This is a genomic window from Streptomyces sp. NPDC087270 (genome assembly GCF_044744625.1).
Lineage (GTDB): Bacteria > Actinomycetota > Actinomycetes > Streptomycetales > Streptomycetaceae > Actinacidiphila.
Genome location: NZ_JBIUYR010000004.1, coordinates 250,264 through 268,285 on the forward strand (window position 1 = coordinate 250,264; position 18,022 = coordinate 268,285).

General features: G+C 74.6%; 12 protein-coding genes and 1 riboswitch. Of the genes, 3 read left to right on the top strand and 9 right to left on the bottom strand.

The window, feature by feature from the left end:
- Positions 1–74: 74 nt before the first annotated feature.
- Both ACIPAE_RS10200 and ACIPAE_RS10205 read right to left on the bottom strand, forming a co-directional pair.
- On the bottom strand, positions 75–350 hold the full coding sequence (locus ACIPAE_RS10200) for a hypothetical protein (protein WP_328466309.1): 276 nt from the start codon (positions 348–350) through the stop codon (positions 75–77).
- Between the two features lie 298 nt (positions 351–648).
- Positions 649–999, bottom strand: coding sequence for a hypothetical protein (locus tag ACIPAE_RS10205; RefSeq protein ID WP_329367291.1), 351 nt, complete (start codon positions 997–999; stop codon positions 649–651).
- A gap of 1,122 nt (positions 1,000–2,121) precedes the next feature.
- Here ACIPAE_RS10205 and ACIPAE_RS10210 point away from each other — a divergent pair.
- Entirely contained in the window at positions 2,122–2,865 is a 744-nt protein-coding gene (locus ACIPAE_RS10210) for a cobalt-precorrin-6A reductase (protein WP_402444186.1), read from the top strand.
- 153 nt (positions 2,866–3,018) lie between these two features.
- On the opposite strand, the gene ACIPAE_RS10215 is transcribed toward ACIPAE_RS10210, so the two are convergent.
- The 3 genes from ACIPAE_RS10215 to cobG are packed head-to-tail and all read right to left on the bottom strand — an operon-like array spanning position 3,019 to position 6,760.
- Positions 3,019–4,611, bottom strand: coding sequence for a precorrin-2 C(20)-methyltransferase (locus ACIPAE_RS10215; protein WP_329367297.1), 1,593 nt, complete (start codon positions 4,609–4,611; stop codon positions 3,019–3,021).
- Positions 4,608–5,270, bottom strand: coding sequence for a precorrin-8X methylmutase (locus ACIPAE_RS10220; protein ID WP_328466302.1), 663 nt, complete (start codon positions 5,268–5,270; stop codon positions 4,608–4,610). Before ACIPAE_RS10220 ends, ACIPAE_RS10215 begins: the two co-directional genes overlap by 4 nt.
- A gap of 20 nt (positions 5,271–5,290) precedes the next feature.
- Entirely contained in the window at positions 5,291–6,760 is a 1,470-nt protein-coding gene (gene cobG, locus ACIPAE_RS10225) for a precorrin-3B synthase (RefSeq protein ID WP_402444189.1), read from the bottom strand.
- 115 nt (positions 6,761–6,875) lie between these two features.
- A riboswitch (cobalamin riboswitch) is annotated at positions 6,876–6,962 on the top strand.
- Between the two features lie 362 nt (positions 6,963–7,324).
- Between cobG and cobN the strand changes: the two genes are divergently transcribed.
- Both cobN and ACIPAE_RS10235 read left to right on the top strand, forming a co-directional pair.
- Positions 7,325–11,050 (top strand): cobaltochelatase subunit CobN, encoded by a 3,726-nt coding sequence (gene cobN, locus ACIPAE_RS10230; RefSeq protein ID WP_402444497.1) that lies wholly within the window; start codon positions 7,325–7,327, stop codon positions 11,048–11,050.
- Between the two features lie 77 nt (positions 11,051–11,127).
- A complete protein-coding gene (locus tag ACIPAE_RS10235) occupies positions 11,128–12,072 on the top strand; it encodes a D-2-hydroxyacid dehydrogenase family protein (RefSeq protein WP_328474267.1) in 945 nt (314 codons plus the stop codon).
- Between the two features lie 107 nt (positions 12,073–12,179).
- Here ACIPAE_RS10235 and ACIPAE_RS10240 read toward each other — a convergent pair whose 3' ends face one another.
- From ACIPAE_RS10240 to ACIPAE_RS10255, 4 genes are all read right to left on the bottom strand, one after another.
- The gene (locus ACIPAE_RS10240) at positions 12,180–13,385 is read right to left on the bottom strand and encodes a S8 family peptidase (protein WP_402444191.1); all 1,206 of its coding nucleotides are present in this window, start codon (positions 13,383–13,385) and stop codon (positions 12,180–12,182) included.
- A 289-nt stretch (positions 13,386–13,674) separates the two neighbouring features.
- Complete coding sequence (locus ACIPAE_RS10245) at positions 13,675–14,232, bottom strand: hypothetical protein (protein ID WP_402444193.1); 558 nt, start codon at positions 14,230–14,232, stop codon at positions 13,675–13,677.
- Between the two features lie 246 nt (positions 14,233–14,478).
- Positions 14,479–16,365, bottom strand: coding sequence for a discoidin domain-containing protein (locus ACIPAE_RS10250; RefSeq protein ID WP_402444194.1), 1,887 nt, complete (start codon positions 16,363–16,365; stop codon positions 14,479–14,481).
- Between the two features lie 371 nt (positions 16,366–16,736).
- Complete coding sequence (locus tag ACIPAE_RS10255) at positions 16,737–17,729, bottom strand: ArsR family transcriptional regulator (RefSeq protein ID WP_402444196.1); 993 nt, start codon at positions 17,727–17,729, stop codon at positions 16,737–16,739.
- Positions 17,730–18,022 lie beyond the last annotated feature (293 nt).

Here is an 18,022-nt window from a genome sequence, read left to right on the forward strand (position 1 = left end):
AAGGGGCGCATGAAAGCGGCGGGCCGTGATGGTGGGGCCCGCCGCGTCCATGGGTTCAGCTACTCCGACAGCGCTCAGAAAGCGCTGTTGTTGCAGCCCATGGTCGAGCCGAGGCTGGTGGCCTGGGCGCCCGGGTTGCCCTCGCCGTTCAGCGCGTTGCCCAGCAGGCCGTTGAGGACGCCGACCTCGCCGAGGACGTCGAGGTTCAGGTCGTGCGACTTGCACGAGGTGCTCTGCGACACCTGGTACTCGCTGCCACCGTGGTCGCCGGCAAAGGCGGCGCCGGCGCCGGCGAAGCCGATGGTGCCGAGCACGGCGGCCACGACGGCTGCCTTCTGGATCATGCGCATGTCTGTTCCTTCGTGTGGTTGATCGGATACTCTCCGTGACCGACTCACGGTGTGATGAAGATAAGCACTGGATGCCGTGAGCCGTGAGAGGCACGTGAGGTGGCCAACCGGTTCTTCGGGGGCCATTCGGTCGAAGCGGAGTGCCCAACACCGTTCGCAGTGAGGGGAGTTGGGCCTCAGTGGTCGCTTGAGTGACGCGCCGCCCGGAACAACCTGATCGGCTCAGCCCGCAGGGTGTTCAGACTCGAAGGGCCGTCGCCTGGAGAGCGCAACGGAGACGGTCCCGTGGGTCCGTTCCCTACTTGTTGAAGGCGTTGTTCACCTGGGTGCAGGTGTCGCCCTGGGTCTTGGAGTCGCCCAGGAGGGCGATCGGGATGTTCGCCTGGAGCACCGTCTGCGGGCTGCACTCCTGGTACGGACGGAAGAGGTTGTTCTGCTCCTGCGGCGCCTCCTGGGGGGCGGCCTGCGGGGCTCCGAGGGGCAGGGCCTGCGGGAGCGTGACGGTCGGCGACAGCTGGGGGGCGACCTGGGGGGAGACCTGCGTCCCTTGCGGGGCCGGCGCGCTCTGGGGAGCTTGCTGGCTCTGGGGGGCCTGCTGCACGCCCTGGGGAGCCTGCTGGCCCTGCGCCTGCTGCGGGGCCTGCTGCATGCCGCCTTGGGGGGCCTGCTGGGCCTGCGTCTCTTGCGGGGTTTGCTGACCCTGCGTCCCTTGGGGAGGCAGTTGGCCCTGCGTGTCGGCGAAACTGACGCCCGCGCCAATGGCGGAAAGGCTGCCGACTGCCATGGCGACGACTGCCAGTTGCTGGAGTTTGCGCATATCCCTGATCCTTCAATTGACGCACGGGGTCGATTACCTACCGTGACTGCGTGAAGGCTAGCAGTAGCCGCCGATTCGGTCGGCCAGCCCGATCAACCGGGCGGTCCTCGTTCACAACTGCGCGACGCAGGTGGGAGAGCCGGGCGGCGAGTTCACGCCTGCGCCGAATCCGACGGGGCACATCTGCGGGGCCGGTGCCGGGAGCGATGTGCCAGGTTCGGCGGCCCGGTGGCGCATCGGCGGCACTGGTTGACCCGATCGCGATTCCACCGCCGACGGCACGCCCGCTAACGGGGTCTTTCGCTTCTCTGCGCTTCACTCGTTCGTGTCATGCGGCGCGGGCGGATCGTCACCGGGTGTCCTTTGTCGGTGTCAGGGGTGCGAATTCCGGTACCGGGCCCGGGGGTTCGCTCGCCGAGGTGTTCGACAACTGAACTGCGTTCGCCCGCAACCCCGTTGACCTGCGGCGCGCCGTCCGGTAGCCGTGGCAGGGAGGGTCGGGAGCCGTGGCGGCAGGCCGGTTCTGGACGGTTCTGGACGGTCGTTCGGCTGAGTTCGATGTTGTCGTCACCAAGGTCGACCAGTTCCGTCGACAGGGTGGGCATGGGCGTTATGCGCTTTCCCGGACCGGGGTGGTGATCGACCGGCTCGACGGCAAATCGGAGGGCGCCTTCCTGCCCGGCTTTGGAAGCTCAGTAGGCGCTTCGCGGAGATTTCCGGAGATTCTCCGGCCGGCGGCCTGCCATCTTCACCAGCCGCGCGTTCGACTCGGCGACCGGCCGGAACGAGCGGAATGGCGTGAGCAGTTACCGGAATTCCCGCCCGTGCGCGGACGGCACCGGGAGCACCTGCCGGCGGGTGGGCCGTCGACCGTCACGGTGGGGTGGGCCGGGAGGAATGTTTCACGTGGAACGTACGATGCGGGGTCGAGGGGCTGGTGGGAAGGGGTGCGGTGTGCGGCATGTGCTGGTTCTCGGGGGGACCGCTGAGGCGAGGGAACTCGCGGGGGTGCTGGTCGCGATGGGCACCGTGCGGGTGACGTCGTCGCTGGCCGGGCGGGTGGCGGCCCCCCGCCTACCGCAGGGAACCGTGAGGATCGGCGGGTTCGGCGGGACCGAGGGGATGACGCGGTGGCTGCGCGACCATTCCGTGGACGCGCTGGTGGATGCCACGCACCCGTTCGCCGAGACGATCAGCGCGCACGCGGCGGAGGCCGCCGCGCACACGGGGGTGCCGCTGCTGGCGCTGCGCCGACCCGGGTGGACACCCGGCCCCGGCGACCGCTGGCATCCGGCGGCCTCCCTCGCGCAGGCCGCCGAGATGTTGCCCGGCATCGCCTCCAGAGTGTTCCTGACCACCGGACGCACCGGGCTCGCCGCGTTCGCCGGGCTGGACGACCTGTGGTTCCTGGTGCGGTCGGTGGACCCGCCGGAAGGGCCGGTGCCGCGCCGGATGGAGGTGCTGCTGGACCGGGGGCCGTACACGGTGGAGGGGGAGCGGGCGGTGCTGCGGGAGCACCGGATCGGGGTGGTGGTGACGAAGGACAGCGGGGGTGCGGCCACGGCCGCGAAGCTGGTGGCCGCGCGGGAGGCGGGGTTGCCGGTGGTGGTGGTGCGCCGGCCGCGGGGGGTGGCGGGGGTGGAGGTCGCGGAGGACGTGGAGCGGGCGGCGCGGTGGGTGCGGGAGCGGATGGGCTGAGGGCGCGGTGGCGGGAGGTGGGTGCGGGAGCGGATGGGCTGAGGGCGCGGTGGCGGGAGGGGGGTGCGGGAGCGGATGGGCTGAGCGCGCGGTGGCGGGAGGGGGGTGCGGGGGCGGATGGGCTGAGGGCACGGTGGCGGGAGGAGGGTGCGGTCAGCTCCGGGGGTAGGTGCGCGGCGTCCAGACCACCTGCTCGCCGTCGCCGCGCACCACGGTCCTGGTCTGGGTGGAGCCGACGATGAGCAGGGTGCGCATGTCGACCTCCGCGGGTTCCAGATCGGCGAGGCGGACGATCCGGACCTGCTCGCCCGGGCCGCCGACGTCACGGGCGACCACCACGGGGGTGTCGGGAGAGCGGTGCTCCAGCAGGAGTTCGCGTGCCTTGGCCACCTGCCAGGTCCGGCTCTTCGACCCCGGGTTGTACAGCGCGAGCACCAGGTCGGCGGAAGCGGCCGCGCGCAGCCGCTCGGCGATGACCTCCCACGGCTTGAGCCGGTCGGACAGGGAGACCGCCGCGTAGTCGTGGCCGAGCGGGGCACCGACCCGCGCGGCGGCGGCGTTCGCCGCGGTCACGCCGGGCAGCACCCGTATCGGCACGTCCCGGTACGGCGGTTGCGACGCGGCCTCCACCACGGCGGTGGCCATCGCGAACACCCCCGGGTCGCCGCCGGACACCACGGCCACCCGCCGCCCCCTGCGGGCGAGTTCCAGCGCGAACTGGGCGCGCTCGGCCTCCACCCGGTTGTCGCTGCCGTGCCGCAGCTGTCCGGCCCTGACCGGCACCCGGTCCAGGTAGGTGGTGTAGCCGACCAGGTCGTCCGCCGCGGCCAGCGCGCCGCGCGTCTCGGGGGTCAGCCACAGCGGCCCGGCCGGCCCGGTGCCGACTACCACGACATGCCCGACGCCTTCGGCCGCCGCCTCCTCGGCCCGCTCCTGCCGGGGCACCGCCGCGCCGCCCCGGCTCGGCAGCACCGCCATCGCGAAGTACGGCACCGACTCCGGGTCCACCTCGGCCAGTTCCGCGATCCGCTCGCCCGCCATCGTGGCCCGCTCGACGTAGCGCGCCTCCGCCAGCCGCCCCGACCGCTCCAGCGCCCGCCGCACCGCCGGGAACGTACGGCCCAGCTTCAGCACCACCGCGGTGTCCGCCGCCGCCAGCCGCGCGGCCAGCTCCTCCTCCGGCAGCGTGCCGGGCAGTACCGTCAGCGACTCCTCGCCCTCCACCAGCGGCGCCCCCAGCCGCGCGGCCGCGCCCGCCATCGACGTCACCCCGGGCACGACCTCCGTCGGGTACCGCCCGGCCAGCCGCTTGTGCATGTGCATGTACGACCCGAAGAAGAGCGGGTCGCCCTCCGCCAGCACCGCGACGCTGCGCCCCGCGTCCAGGTGCGCCGCCAGCCGCGCCGCCGCCTGCTCGTAGAACTCCTCCATCGCGCCCTGGTAGCCGCCGGGATGGTCGGTCGTCTCCGTCGTCACCGGGTAGACCAGTTGCTCCTCGATCTGCCCGTCGCGCAGGTGCGCCGCCGCTATCCCCCGGGCGATCGACCGGCCGTGCCGCGCGCTGTGGTACGCCACGACGTCGGCCGCCGCGATCACCTCCACGGCCCGCAGGGTCATCAACTTCGGGTCGCCGGGCCCGAGACCGACCCCGTACAGCCGCCCCACGCCGGAACCGGCACCGCTGCCGGCAGCGGTCGGGCCCTCGGGGGCGGTGGCGTCGTGCTCCGCGGAAAGGCGGCTGCTCATTCTTCCTCGCTCGCGATCGCGTTGAGTGCGGCTGCCGCGATGGCGCTGCCGCCGCGCCTGCCGTGGACGACCAGGTGGTCGAGGGCCGACGGGTGGGTGGTCAGGGCCTGCTTGGACTCGGCGGCACCGACGAAGCCGACCGGGACGCCGATGACGGCGGCCGGCCGCGGGGCGCCGTCGGCGACGAGTTCGAGCAGCCGGAACAGCGCGGTGGGCGCGTTGCCGATGGCGACGACGGCGCCGTCGAGCCGGTCCCGCCACAACTCCAGCGCCGCCGCGGTGCGGGTGGTGCCGAGTTCGGCGGCGAGCGCGGGCACCGACGGGTCGCCGAGCGTGCAGATCACCTCGTTGTCCGCGGGCAGCCGCTTGCGGGTCACCCCGCTGGCGACCATCGCCGCGTCGCACAGCACGGGCGCCCCCGCCCGCAGCGCCGCCCGGGCCCGGGCCACCACGCCGGGGCTGTACGCGAGGTCGGCCACCAGGTCGACCATCCCGCAGGCGTGGATCATCCGCACCGCGACCTGGCTGACGTCCGCGGGCAGCCCGCCGAGGTCCGCCTCGGCGCGGATCGTGGCGAAGGAGCGGCGGTAGATGGCCGCGCCGTCCTTCTCGTACTCGTACGCGTACGGGTTCGCGGAGCCCGGGGGGACCGGGGGCACAGGAGGCACGGTGGTCTCGCTCATTCGATCGGCGCGCCGCGGCGCGCGGCCGCCACGGTGGCGGCGAGGTCGGAGGGTCGGGGGTGGGCGCCGCGTGGCGGGGCGCCGGTACGGAAGAGGTCCACACGGTAGCCGCCGGAGGTGGCGACGACGTCGACGCGGTCGCCGGTGCGGGGGCGGCCGCAGCCGCGGGAGCAGCCGGACCAGTGGACGGGGAGGGGGCGGGCGGGGGCGGGGGCGTCCCCGGGTTCCCCGCTCCCGGGGGCGGGGCGGGCGGGCTCGCTGTCCCCGGGGGCGGGGTGGACGAGGGCCGCCGCGTCCGCGCGTACGTCGGCGAGCGACTTCGCGCATCCGGGCCGCCCGGCGCACGCGCTCACGCCGACCCACGGGGAGGCGGTGTCCGTCACCAGTCCGGCCGCCGCGAGGGCGGCCAGCTCCTCCTGGGCGCGGTCGGCGGGCACCCCGGGGACGACGGCGCCGCGCCACGGGGTGAGCCGCAGGTGCGCGGCCGGGGTGCGGGCGGCAAGCGCGGTCAGGGCACGCCACTGGGTGGGGGTGAGGCGGCCGAGGGGAGCGAGGACGGAGAGGGCGAGGGGGCCGCCGGGGGTGGCCGGGTGCGGGATCGGGCCGAGCGCGGGGGAGGCGGAGGGGGCGGCTTTCCCCCGGGTGGGGTCGGGGGAGGCGGAGGGCGGGGTCGGCTCGGTGGCCGGAGGCGCGGTAAGGCGGTCGGCGAGGGCGGCGGTGAGGGCCGCGCCGCGGTCGGGCAGGTCGGCCACCCGCCACGCGGTGGGCTCGCCGCCGTCGGGCGCGGCCGACGTGACGAACGCCTCCGCGGCGAGCAGCGCGGCCCGGGGCGCGTCGGCGACGGACAGGCGGAGGGCCGGGTTGCGGCCGACCCGCAGCAGCGCGGTCCCGTCCGGTGCCGCGCGCAGCGTCACGTCGGGCGCCAGGGCCGCGACGTCGCCGCGCCCGTCGTCGAGGGCGAAGAGGAACCGCCCGGACAGCGCCGCGGCCGTCCCGCTGCCGCACAGCAGCCCGTCGAGCGCCCGCAGCCACTCCCCGACGTCCAGGTGCCCCCGCCCGTCGAGGCCCGACAGCGGCGAGGCCACGATGTTCCGTACCCGCTCGTGTGCCGCCGACGGCAGCAGCCCGGCCGCGCCGAGCAGTTGGGCCATGTCCGCCCCGCAGGCCGCGCCCAGGCCGCGCAGTTGGACGTTGCCGCGCGAAGTGAGATGGACATCACCGTCGCCGAACCGCCGCGCCGCCTCGCCCAACCGCTCCGCCTGCGCCGCGGTGAGCACTCCGCCGGGGATGCGGACACGGGCCAGCGCGCCGTCGTCCGCCGGGTGCAGCCGCAGCGCCCCCGGGCAGGCGTCCGCCCGGTTCCGCGGCTGTCCGGCACCCTCGCGCACCTGCGCGTTTCCGTCCGCCGGACATGCCTCGGCGGCCGGCCGGGGCGGCCGGCGGGGCTGGTCGGGGGCGGTGGACATGGCGGCGAGCATACCGACCGTGCCACAAATCGGATGAACTGCTGAACGGCTATGGCGCTTACTATGCTCCCCGTGCGGACCTTCCGGTTCGCCATCGCCGCAGACGGCGACAGGGGAGGAAGCCCGGTGCGAATCCGGCGCGGTCCCGCCACTGTGAACTTGACCACCGGGTGCCTCCGGCGGTCGAGCGAGCCAGGAACTCCCGCCGTCCGACACTGCCCGGGGCGCGGACACCCCGAGGAAGGGTTTGCCGTGACCGTTACGGGTCCTCCCGAGTTGCCCCGTTCTGCCGGTTCCAGGACCACCTCTCCGGCGAGCGAGGGGCCGCCCCTTGCCGACGCGTCTTCGTCCGGCGGTGCGCCTGGGCTGGTCGCTCCGCTCTCCCCCAGCGCTTCGCCTGGGAGGGACCCCCACACGCCCCTTGAGGGTGACCGTGCTTCCGCGGATGCGGCGGCACACCACCAGGGGCGCGGGGCACCGCGCGAGCAACCGGCCACCGGGCAGGCGGTCCCGGAACCGGCGGGACCGACCACTCCGCGGGGTCAGGGGCACCGCGAAAGCGTTCTGCTGCTGAGCACTTCCGACACCGATCTGCTGAGCGCGCGGGCGGCGGGCGGGCCGGTGCCGTATCGCTTCGCGAACCCGACCCGCCTCGCCCTGGACGACCTGCCGGGGCTGCTGGAGGGCGCCGGCCTGGTCGTCGTACGCCTGCTCGGCGGCCTGCGGGCGTGGCAGGAGGGGCTGGACGCGCTGCTGGCCACCGGCCTCCCCGTGGTCGTCCTGAGCGGTGAACAGGCCCCGGACGCCCAGCTGATGGCGGCCTCCACCGTGCCGGTCGGCCTCGCCGCCGAGGCGCACGCGTACCTCGCGCACGGCGGCCCCGCCAACCTGGAGCAGCTCGCCCGCTTCCTGTCCGACACGGTGCTGCTCACCGGCCACGGCTTCGACCCGCCCGCGCCCGCGCCCTCCTGGGGCCCGCTGGAGCGCACGGCCGCCGAGACGCCCGCCCAGGCCCCCGCCGTCGCCGTGCTCTACTACCGCGCCCACCACATGAGCGGGAACACCGCCTTCGTCGCGGCCCTGTGCGACGCGATCGAGGCGGGCGGCGGCCGCGCGCTGCCGTACTTCGTCGCCTCCCTGCGCACCCCCGAGCCCGAACTCGTCGCCGAACTGGCCGCCGCCGACGTGATCGTCACCACCGTGCTCGCGGCCGGCGGCACCCGTCCCGCCGAGGCGTCCGCGGGCGGCGACGACGACGCGTGGGACGCGGGCGCGCTCACCGGCCTGGACGTGCCGGTGCTCCAGGCGCTCTGCCTGACCGGCTCGCGCGCCGCCTGGCTGGCGAGCGACGAGGGCGTCTCGCCGCTGGACGCGGCCACCCAGATCGCGGTGCCGGAGTTCGACGGGCGGCTGATCACCGTCCCGTTCTCGTTCAAGGAGGTCGACGCCGACGGCCTGCCCGCGTACGTCGCCGACCCCGAACGCGCCGCCCGGGTGGCCGGTATCGCCGTACGGCACGCCCGGCTGCGCCACATACCCGCCGCCGACAAGCGCCTCGCCCTGGTGCTCTCCGCCTACCCGACCAAGCACTCCCGCATCGGCAACGCGGTCGGCCTCGACACCCCCGCCAGCGCGATGGTCCTGCTGCGCCGGCTGCGCGAGGAGGGCTACGACTTCGGCCCCGACCCGGTCCCGGGCCTGGACACCGGTCTGGACACCGGCCTGGACACCGGGCCGGCACCGGCGAACGCCCCCGACCGCACCCCCGGCGACCCGCACCCTGGCGACGACCTGGAACGTACGCCCGACCCCGCCCCCCACTCCGGCGACGCCCTCATCCGCGCGCTCATCGACGCCGGCGGCCACGACCAGGACTGGCTCACCGAGGAGCAGCTGGCCCGCAACCCGGTACGGGTCCCCGCCGCCGACTACCGCCGCTGGTACGCCACCTTGCCGCAGGAGCTGCGCGCCGCGGTGGAGCGGCACTGGGGCCCGCCGCCCGGCGAGCTCTTCGTGGACCGCAGCCGCAACCCCGAGGGCGACATCGTGCTCGCCGCGCTCCGGCACGGGAACCTGCTGATCCTCATCCAGCCGCCGCGCGGCTTCGGCGAGAACCCGATCGCGATCTACCACGACCCCGACCTGCCGCCCTCGCACCACTACCTGGCGGCGTACCACTGGATCGCCGCCCCGGCCGCGGACGGCGGGTTCGGCGCCGACGCGATGATCCACCTCGGCAAGCACGGCAACCTGGAGTGGCTGCCCGGCAAGAACGCCGGGCTCTCGGCCGCCTGCGGCCCGGACGCGGTGCTCGGCGACCTGCCGCTGATCTACCCGTTCCTGGTCAACGACCCGGGCGAGGGCACCCAGGCCAAGCGCCGCGCGCACGCCACCCTCATCGACCACCTCGTGCCGCCGATGGCCCGCGCCGACTCCTACGGCGACATCGCCCGCCTCGAACAACTGATGGACGAGCACGCCCAGATCGCCGCGATGGACCCGGCGAAGCTGCCCGCCATCCGCGCCCAGATCTGGACCCTGATCCAGGCCGCCCGCCTCGACCACGACCTCGGCCTGGCCGACCGCCCCGACGACGAGGGCTTCGACGACTTCCTGCTGCACGTCGACGGCTGGCTGTGCGAGATCAAGGACGCCCAGATCCGCGACGGCCTGCACGTCCTCGGCCAGGCCCCGGCCGGCACCGACCGGGTCAACCTGGTGCTGGCGATCCTGCGGGCCCGGCAGATCTGGGGCGGTACCGCGGCCCTGCCCGGGCTGCGCGAGGCCCTCGGCCTCGACGAGTCCGCCGCCACCCGCACCGCCGCCGACGCCGTCGAGGAGCGCGCCCGCGCCCTGGTCCAGGCGATGGAGGACGCCGGCTGGGACCCGGACGCCGTGCCCGCGGCCACCGCCGGGTACGGCGAGCAGGCCGCCGCCGTCATGGAGTTCGCCGCCCGCGAGGTGGCGCCCCGGCTCGCCGCGACCACCGACGAACTCGACCGCACCGTGCACGCCCTGGCCGGCGGCTTCGTGCCCGCCGGGCCGTCCGGCTCGCCGCTGCGCGGCCTGGTCAACGTGCTGCCCACCGGCCGCAACTTCTACTCCGTGGACCCCAAGGCGGTGCCCTCCCGGCTCGCCTGGGAGACCGGACAGGCCCTCGCCGACTCCCTGCTGACCCGCTACCGCACCGACAACGGCGACTGGCCCGCCTCCGTCGGGCTGTCCCTGTGGGGCACCTCCGCGATGCGCACCGCGGGCGACGACATCGCCGAGGCGCTCGCCCTGCTCGGCATCCGCCCGGTGTGGGACGACGCCTCCCGCCGCGTCACCGGCCTGGAGCCCGTGCCGCTGGACGAGCTCGGCCGCCCCCGGATCGACGTCACCCTGCGCATCTCGGGCTTCTTCCGGGACGCCTTCCCGCACACCGTCGCCCTGCTGGACGACGCGGTCCGGCTGGCCGCCTCCCTCGACGAGCCCGACGACCGCAACCACGTCCGCGCCCACACCCGCGCCGACCTCGCCGAACACGGCGACGAGCGGCGCGCCACCACCCGCATCTTCGGCTCCCGGCCGGGCACGTACGGCGCCGGGCTGCTCCAGCTCATCGACTCCCGCGACTGGCGCACCGACGCCGACCTCGCCGAGGTCTACACCGTGTGGGGCGGGTACGCCTACGGCCGGGGCCTGGACGGCCGGGCGGCCCGCGGCGAGATGGAGACCGCCTACCGCCGGATCGCCGTCGCCGCGAAGAACACCGACACCCGCGAGCACGACATCGCCGACTCCGACGACTACTTCCAGTACCACGGCGGCATGGTCGCCGCGGTCCGGGCGCTGCGCGGCACCGCCCCCGAGGCGTACATCGGCGACTCCACCCGCCCCGAGACCGTCCGCACCCGCACCCTGGTCGAGGAGACCTCCCGGGTCTTCCGCGCCCGCGTGGTCAACCCGCGCTGGATCGAGGCGATGCGCCGGCACGGCTACAAGGGCGCCTTCGAACTCGCCGCCACCGTCGACTACCTGTTCGGCTACGACGCGACCACCGGCGTCGTCGCCGACTGGATGTACGACAAGATCACCGAGGCGTACGTCCTCGACCCCGCCAACCGCGCCTTCCTCCAGGACGCCAACCCCTGGGCCCTGCACGGCATCGCCGAACGCCTGCTGGAGGCCGAGTCCCGCGGCATGTGGGCCGAGCCCGACCCCGCGGTGCTCGCCGAACTGCGCCAGGTCTACCTGGACACCGAGGGCGACCTCGAAGGCGGCGACGCGGAGGACAGCGCGGGGTAGGCCCCAGGGAGCGCGGTCGTAGGATCGCCGCAGCCAGGAGACCCCAGGAGACCCACCCAGGAGGAGCCGCCGTGCCGATGCGTGTCGCCGTACTGGACGACTACCAGCAGGTCGCCGAGTCGCTGGCCGACTGGTCCGGGCGGCTGCCCGGGGCCGAGACGGTCTTCTTCCCCGGGCACCTCGCCGACCGTGACGAACTGGTCGCCGCCCTGGAGCCGTTCGACGTGGTGGTGGCGATGCGCGAGCGCACCGCCTTCCCGCGCGAGGTGCTGCGGCGGCTGCCCCGGCTGCGGCTGCTGGTCACCACCGGCATGCGCAACGCGGCCGTCGACGTGGCCGCTGCCGCCGAGTTCGGCGTGCTGGTCAGCGGCACCCGCACCCATCCGACCGGCACCGCCGAGCTGACCTGGGCGATGATCCTCGGCCTGGTCCGCCAGGTCGCCGCCGACGACGCCGCGATCCGGGCCGGCGGCTGGCAGCAGCGGATCGCACCGGACCTGGCGGGCGACGTGCTGGGCGTCGTCGGCCTCGGCCGGCTGGGCGCCCAAGTGGCCGCGGTGGGAGCCGCCTTCGGGATGGACGTGGTCGCCTGGAGCCCGAACCTCACCGCGGAGCGCGCGGCCGAGAGCGGCGCCCGGCTGGTCGCGAAGGACGAGCTGTTCGCCACCGCGAAGGTCGTCACCGTGCACATGGTGCTCGCCGACGGCACCCGCGGCCTCGTCGGCGACGCCGAACTCGGCGCCATGCGCCCGGACGCCTACCTCGTCAACACCTCGCGGTTCGGGCTGATCGACGAGGACGCGCTGCGCCGGGCCCTCGCCACGGACCGCCCGGCCGGCGTCGGCCTGGACGTCTACGACACCGAGCCGCTGCCCGACGGCCACTGGCTGCGTGCGGCGCCCCGCACCCTGCTCTCCCCGCACATGGGCTACGTGACCGACACGACGTACCGGATCTTCTACACCGACGCCGTCGAGGACATCGAGGCGTGGCGGGCGGGCGCGCCCGTACGGACCCTCTGATCAGGAAGGGCTCTCGGACCTTCAGACCTTCGGATCTTCAGACCTTCCGGCCGTACGGGCGCGCCGCCGTCGTACCCGGTCTTCCACCGGGTCCTACCGGGTGGTGCTCACAGGCCGCCGGTGAACAGCAGCCGGTTCGGGGAGTCGTGCTCGACCGTCAGCACGCCTTGGGTGCTGTTGTCGACCAGCGCGGCCTTGACCTGCTCGGCGGTCGCCGACGGGTGCTCGGTCTTGTAGAGCAGCGCGGCGCCGGCCACGTGCGGGCTGGCCATCGACGTGCCGCTCTTGGCGACGCTGCCGCCGCCGAGCTTCGCCGAGATGATGTCCTGGCCGGGCGCGAAGAGCGCCACGCAGGTGCCGTAGTTGCTGAAGCCGGTCTCGTCGTCGCCGCGGTCGGTGGCGCCCACCGCCAGTGCCTGGCCGGCGCTCGCCGGGGAGGCCCCGCAGGTGTCTTTGGTGTCGTTGCCGGCCGCGACCACCGGCAGCACCCCGCTGTCGGCCAGCGCGTCCACGGCCGAGTTGACCGCCGGGGAGTAGTCGCCGCCGAGCGAGGCGTTGAGCACCGCGGGCTGCTGGGCGTTCTTCGCCACCCAGTCGAACCCGGCGATCACCTCGGCGTCACTGCCGTTGCCCTTGCAGTCCAGCACGCGCACGCTCACCAGCGTCGCCTTGGGCGCGACGCCGAACGTGGCGCCGCCGACGGTGCCCGCGACATGCGTGCCGTGGCCGTGGCAGTCCTGGCCGTCCTGGCCGTCGCCGACCGCGTCGAACCCGGGCACCGCCCGGCCGCCGAACTCGCTGTGCCCGAAGTCGATCCCGGTGTCCATGATGTACGCGGTGCCGCCGGCGCCGGTCCCGACGGTGCTGAACTCGTCGTCCAGCGGCAGGTTGTGCTGGTCGATCCGGTCCAGGCCCCAACTGGTGGCCGTGGCCCGGCTGTGCGGCCCGCTGATCGTGAGGTCGGAGCCGGTGATCCGGCCGTTCTGCTCGACCGCCGTGACACCCGGGGTGTCGCGCACGGTGTCGAGCTGGGAGGCGGTCAGCGCGGCCGCGAAGCCGTGCAGCACCTTGTCGTAGCTGAACAGCGGCCTGATGCCCAGGGTGCGGACCTCGCCGGTGAGGTTCACGCCCTTGTCGAGGGTCACGATGTACTGGCCGGGCACCGCGTCGCCGGTGGCGGCGATCAGCGGGGCGGGGGTGGGCCTGGCCGGCCCCGGCAGGGGCGCCGCCGACGCGGCGGACGCGGCGGACGGCAGGACGGCCAGGGGTGCGAGGAGGAGGGCGGCGGACAGGCCGCGCGCGAACAGGCGCATTCGGTCTCCGTGGAGTGGGGGGATTCGGTGGGGGAACCGCAGGGGCCACGAGGGCCACGGCGGCTACCGGGATACGGAGCTTCGGAGCTGCTGGATTGCTGAGCGACTGAGTTGCTGAGTTGCCGAGCTGCTGGGCTTCTGGAGCGGCGCGAACGTCCACACGCGGAACGAGAGCGCGTCCGGCGGGCGCCACCACCACCCACCACCATCCGCCGCGATCGAGGCCGCCTCCCACCCCGACACACCTGCCGCGCTTCCGCGTCAGCCGATCGGGCGCCACGACCGCCCGTCAGGGCATGCCCGCGGCCGACAGCAGCTCGCGGGCGCCGGCCGTGTCGATCGACTCGGCCAGTTCGCGCAGCGCGCTGCGGTCGGGGAGCAGCCCGGCGGCGTAGGCGCGCCGGGCGCCGCGGTCGAGCTCGTGCCACAGGAACGGGTTGGCGAGCAGCACCCGCACCTCCACCGACACCCGCCCGCCGAACGCGTCGCGCAGCACCACCCGGCGGTCTATCTCCCCCAGGAACCGCGCCGACACCAGGTAGTCGGTGTGCACGCGCCGCCTGCGCACCAGCCCGCGCACTTCCAGCCAGCCGTCGCCCGCCGTGGTGCGCGCCGGCAGCAGGATCGCGAACAGCGCCGTCGAGAGCGCCCCGCACGCCGCGAGCCGCAGCATGTCCAGCGTGCCGTCCCACCCGTCCATCACCAGCGCCACGGCCAGCACCGTCGCGGCCGCGCCGTACGCGCTCCACCGCCGCCCGGCCCAGGCGCGATCGGCCGCGACCGCGGGGCCGTCCGCTCCGCCGATCCGCGCCCGGGGTACCGCGCCGGAGCGCTCACCGTGTCCCATGCCCCAGACGCTAGGTTTCGGCCGGGCTCGCGCGCCCTTCCTTGACGCCCCCCTGACGCCCGGCGCGCCCTTCCTGGCACCCCCTTTACGCCCCCATGGCCGCGCCCGGGGCTGGGCGCGGCCGGAACGGTGCCTCCGGCTGCGGACGGAGGAGCCGTGCGGGCCGGTCCTGACAGCCCGGCCCGCACGGCTCAGTGGAAGGGGCGCCCTGGTGCGGCGGGGAGTTGGCACCAGGGCGCGTCCGGATCAGGTGCCGTAGACCTGGAACTCCCAGAGGGAGTACCCGTACTGCGTGGCCCGCTGCGTGCCGTACAGGCGCACGTAGCGGCCCGATCCGGTCACCGGCAGCGTCTGCTCGCCGCCGGTCCCGCTGGTGGTGGAGTAGACCGACGTCCAGTTCTGGCCGTCGGACGAGGTCTGGATCTGGAACGCCGTCGCGTACGCGGGTTCCCAGTCGAGCTTCACCTGGCTGATCGTGTGCGTGGCGCCGAGGTCGACCTGGAGCCACTGCGGGTCGGAGAAGCCGCTCGACCAGCGAGTGCCGGTGTTGCCGTCGACCGCGGCGGACGCCGGGAAGCTCGCGTTCTCCGTGGAGGAGGCGGTGGCCGTCTTGCCCTGGGACAGCAGCGTGCCCGTGCCGCCGCCCGGGTTGCCGCCGTCCGACGGCGTGCCGTACAGCGCCAACTCGTAGAGCGAGTCGCCGTACTGGCTCGCTCTCGCGGTCGCGTAGACCCGCACGTAGCGCGCCGTGGTGTTCAGCGCGGTGTCCTGGAGGTCCTGCGGGCTGTTGTTGTTGGTGTAGACGGTGGTCCAGTTCTGGCCGTCGGCGGACACCTGTAGCTGGTAGGCCGATGCCGCGGCCGCCTCCCAGGTGAGGCTCGCGTGCGTGAGGGCGTAGGACTGGCCGAGGTCGACCTGGACCCACTGCGGGTCGGAGAAGCCGCTCGACCAGCGGGTGGAGATGTTGCCGTCGGTCGCGTTGGACGCCGGGAAGTCCGCGCTCTCGTTCGAGGAGGACGTGGTCGGCTTGCCCTGCGCGATGTTCGGGCCGAGGTCGCCGGCGGCCGGCTTGTTGTAGACGGCCACGTAGTCGATGTTCATCTGGCCGCCGGACGCGGTCGCGGCGGTCGGGCCGCCGCCGAAGGCGCCCGGGAAGGCGCCGCCGATCGCCAGGTCGAAGATCACGTAGTAGCTGTGGTCGACGGCGTTGGCCCAGGTGGTGGCGTCCACCTGGCTGGAGTTGATGGTGAAGTACTCGGCGCCGTCGAGGTAGTAGCGGATCTGCTCGGGCGACGTCGAGCGGTCGATCTCCACCGCGTAGGTGTGGTACCCGGTCTGGCAGCCCGCGCAGGCGCGCTCACCGGAACCGATGCCGGTCGACTCGTTGCACGGGCCGCCGGGGCTCACCCCGCAGTGCAGCGTGCCGAACACCGAACTGCGGGCGTTGATGTCCTCCATGATGTCGACCTCGCCGGAGCCCGGCCAGCCGACACCGACCCGCAGCGGCGAGCCCAGCATCCAGAACGCCGGCCAGTAGCCCGCGCCGCTGGTGGTGTTGAGGTTCGGCTGCTGGATCGACGCCTGGACGCGCACCACGCCGCCCGGCCGCGCGCCGAACCCGTCCGCCTGCGTCTCCACCCGGCCGGACGTCCAGCCGGAGTTGGGGTCGGTGCCGTCGTGCAGCGCCTTCAGCACCAGGTGGCCGTTGCCGTCGTGGTAGACGTTGGAGGTGCTGTTGGTCGTGGTCTCGATCTCGCCGGTGCCGAAGTTCGCGCCGGCGCCGTCGTCGTAGCGCCAGGTGCCGGTGTCCAGCGCGGAGTTGGCGGCGCCGTTGAAGTCGTCGCTCCAGGTGGTGCTGAACCCGGCCGGCGCGGCCGGCACGTCGGAGGGTGCCGCGGCGGGCTTGGCGGCGGCCGCCTTCACCGCCTTCACCGCCGGCGCGGCCTTCGCGGCCGTGCTCGTGCGCGCGTCGGCGCCCGTGGTGGCCATCGCGGACGGCGAACCGGCCAGGGCGAGGCCGGTGAACGCCGCGACCGCGGCGATCAGCCCGACCACGGCGCGGCCGCCGCGTATCCCGTGCCGTGCACCGCCTCGACGGCGCGGTGGTGGTACGCGCGTTTCTGGGGTGGACATGCGTGTCCTCCCTCTCCTTCTCCTGTGGGGGGTTGTGGGGGGTCGTGCGCGTTGCCGGTCGGAGAGAACCCGGCAATGCCTGAGAGCGCTCTCAGGCACACCCAGGAGAATCGGCCCTGGCTCCGAGCGGTGTCAAGAGAACGGCAACGTTTACGGAGTCGAGCCGCGCGGCTGCCCGGAATCCGCCGGGTACCGGTCACCCGGAAGTCGTCGGCGCGGGCGGCTCGGAAGCCGTCGGCGCGGGCGGTTCGGATCGGCCCGGGGTGCGGGCGGCCCGGATCGGCCTGGGGCACGCGTGCTCGGCCCGGGTGCTCGGCCTCGGCTCTTCCCCCGTGCGGGCGGGGGGACTTGGGGCGGCGCCGCCCCACGGGTCAGGGTGCCGACAGGAGTTGGGCGACCAAGGGGGTGAGGGTGTGGTGGACGGCGCGGCCGGTGCGATGGGTGGTGAGCAGGCCGGCATCGCGCAGGACGCTCGCGTGTTTGGAGGCGGAGGCCGCCGACAGGCCCGCGCGTGCGGCGAGTTGGTTGGTGGAGGCGCCGTCGGCGGCGACCTGGAGGACGGCGGCGCGGCTGTGCCCGAGGAGGGCGGCCAGCGCGGTGCGGCGGTTGTCGGGCCGGGCGAGGTGGGTGAAGAGGGCGGGATGGGCGCCGCCGAAGACCTCGTAGTAGAGGGCGGGTTGCTCGTCGGCGGGGTCGCAGGGCACGTAGGTGCTGAACGCGCCCGGCGCCAGGACGAGGCCGCGTCCGCCGAGCCGGTACTCGTCGCCGTCGGCGTGCCCGTCGAGTTCCAGCACCGGCGGCCGCCAGCGCATCCGCGGGTGGAGGCCGCGCAGCACGGACTCGACGCCGCCGTGCAGGAGTTGGCGGCTGCGCACGGCGCGGTCGGCGGCGAGCGCGGCGGCCAGCCCTTCGCGGTACGGGGCGACCGCCACGCGGTGGTAGGCGCGTACGCCGGCGGCGAGGCGTGCGGTCTCGTGCGGACGGGCGTCGGCGATGTCGCGGACCGTCCGGGGCGGCAGGTCGCGGTGGCGCGCGATGTAGTCGATGTCCGCCCGCAGCGACTGCCGGGGCGTCGCCCGTAACCGCTCCAACTCCTCGTCCAGCGTGCGCAGTCCGGCGTACGGTCGCAGGAAGCGGGGCACGGGGTGGGACGGCGCGGTCGGCGCCAGCTCGGCGAACGGGTCGTACCCGCCGTCGGTCGACGCCCGCAGCCCGGCCCGTACGGTGCGGCGCCACAGGTCGAGGCCGGGCGAGGGCGGTCCGTGGCCGAGCCGGTAGACGCTGAGGCTGGTCATGGCCAGCGGGCTCGGCGCGGGTGCCAGCCGGGTGCGGGCCAGGTCGTCCAGCGTGAAGTGGATGTGCATGATGCCCGCCTCCCCGCCCGACCCGGCCGCGTCGTTGCGGGCAGGATCGAAAAGTCTTCCCTCACGTCCTTTGTACACGGCACGCTGAGCGGGCGCGGCGCTTCCGTTCGTCTGGGTTTACGGGGGGCGAACGGACGTGCCGGGCACCGGATTCGGCGACCCCGCGGCGGATGACGGCGCCCGGACGACGTCGTGGCGGACGGCGGGACGGGAGGAGCGCCGGCGTGGGCCCCCACCGGCAGGTGGTCCCGGGTGCCAGGGGCGCGCGGCACCCGGGAGGGGTCTGCTCGGAC